This is a genomic window from Actinoplanes sp. NPDC051633 (assembly GCF_040681735.1).
Lineage (GTDB): Bacteria > Actinomycetota > Actinomycetes > Mycobacteriales > Micromonosporaceae > Actinoplanes.
The window spans coordinates 1-2,035 of sequence record NZ_JBFAZH010001304.1; the positions used below are offsets into that span (position 1 = coordinate 1).

Consider the following 2,035-nt stretch of genomic DNA (forward strand, 5'->3'; position numbering starts at 1 on the left):
TCCGTCTCGTCGGAGATCAGCATGCGCAGCCCGGCGCGCATGATCGCCTCGTCGTCGGCGAGCACCACCCGGATCACCGGGCCACCTCGGTGAGCGGGAAGGACGCCGCGACCCGGAAGCCGCCGCCGTCGCGCGGACCGGTCTCCAGCCGGCCACCGAACATGCCCACCCGCTCCCGCATGCCGACCAGGCCGTGGCCGTCCGACGTCGTCTCGTCGCCCGGGCCGCGGCCGTTGTCGGTCACGGTCAGGCACACGGCCTCCGGCCGGTAGTCGACTTCGACCGTCGCGACCGACGCCTCGGCGTGCCGCAGCACGTTGGTCAGTGCCTCCTGCGTGACGCGGTAGGCCGACATGTCCAGGCCGGCGGGCAGCTCGCCGGGCTCGCCGGCCACGGTCAGCCGCACATCGAGCCCGGCGGCGCGCACCTGCGCCACCAGATCGTCGAGGCGGCGCAGCGACGGCTGCGGGCCCAGCCCGTCGCTGTCGTCGGGGCGCAGCAGCCCGACCACCCGCCGGATCTCCGCCACACTGCGCCGGCCCAGCTCCTCGACCTGCGCCAGCGCGTCCCGCTCGACCGGCCGGTCGGAGAGCCGGCGCCGCACCACGCCGGCCTGCATGGTCATCACGCTCACCGTGTGTGCCACGGCGTCGTGCAGCTCGCGCGAGATCCGGGCGCGCTCGTCGTCGATGGCGGCCCGGGTCACCGCCGCCCGCGCCGCGGCCAGCTCCTGGGTCAGCCTGGTCAGCCGCAACGACCGCTCCTGCTCGCGCCGCAGCAGTGTGCCGAGGCTCCAGCCGAAGGCCACCAGCACACCGAAGAACACGAACTCCCAGCTGGTCTCACCGGCCAGCACCAGCGCGAGGGCGGGCAGCACCGCGGCGGCGAGGGCGGCGAGCGCCGCGCGGCGCGGTGGCCCCCGGTATGCCGCGAAGGCCACCAGGATCAGCTCGGCGATCAGCTGCGAGCCGCCCACGCCGGGCAGGCCGACGAATGCCGCGTAGGGCGCCACCAGCACGGCCAGCACCATCGCGGTGACCGGAAGACACGCCGCCAGGGGAAAGCAGAGGAACATCAGCACCGCGAGGCCGATCTCGTGCGGGCCCGGACCCTGCGGCACCTTGCTGCCGTTCATCTCCGCGAGCACGACGAGCGCCCAGATCAGGGCGACGACCAGGCCGGCGATCAACCACTGACGTCGAGTGCGCGGGGTATGCAAATCTGCCTCCTCCAAGAGCTAGACGTGAAGGTAGCCAGTGCCGGGCCACCTCCGAATCAGATCTGGGGAGGATCTCTGCGGCCCGATCGTCATCCCCGGGTATGACGGCTCCGGCGGCCGGGGTATCCCGCGGTCGCAGAGGAGTCGGGCTCGCACGCCGATCCGCGGTGCGGGGGGCCGCGAATAGCTTTTCTCCCATGACGAACAACGACCTGACCAGCAACAACAACCTCGTTCGCCGGTTGGCGGGCATCGCCCTGCTGGCCACCCCGGCGCTGCTCTTCGGCGCGATGGTGACCACTCCGGCCCAGGACGACGACTCGACGCCGGCCTACCTGGAGTCGCTGGCCCGCGACTGGGACCTGTCGATCCTGTCCGCGAACTTCTACCACTACTTCTGGGTGGTCCTGGCCCTCGGACTGCCCGCGCTGCTCACCCTGCTGCGGGGCCGGCGGGGCCGGACGATCGCCACGATCGGCGTGGCCGGCGGCATGCTCGGGGCGATCCAGATGTCCGGGCTGATCTTCGCGGACTGGTTCAACGCGGCCGGACCCGCGGTGGTCGGGCTGGACCAGGCGGTCGCCATCACGTCGAAGGTCAACGCCGACCCGTCGATGAGCTTCTGGCTCACCTCGGGCATCGCGCTCGGCCTGGTGATGCCCGCGATCGCGATGGCGGGGCTGGCCCGCAACGGCGTGATCGGCTGGTGGGCGGCGCCCGTCGCGTTGCTCCCGATGATCGCGGGCCCGATGGTCGGCGGCTTCGCCGGCGCGGTAGTCGGCAGCCTGGTGGGTGCGGCCTGCTGCGCGCCGCTGG

2 protein-coding genes are annotated in these 2,035 nt (G+C 72.7%); one reads left to right on the top strand and one right to left on the bottom strand.

The window, feature by feature from the left end; genetic code table 11:
* Nucleotides 1-73 precede the first annotated feature (73 nt).
* A complete protein-coding gene (locus tag AB0M20_RS40355) occupies nucleotides 74-1,219 on the bottom strand; it encodes a sensor histidine kinase (RefSeq protein WP_364306449.1) in 1,146 nt (381 codons plus the stop codon).
* Nucleotides 1,220-1,416: 197 nt separating this feature from the next.
* On the opposite strand from AB0M20_RS40355, the gene AB0M20_RS40360 reads away from it, so the two are divergent.
* On the top strand, nucleotides 1,417-2,035 hold a 619-nt coding region (locus tag AB0M20_RS40360; RefSeq protein WP_364306450.1), incomplete at its 3' end, for a hypothetical protein.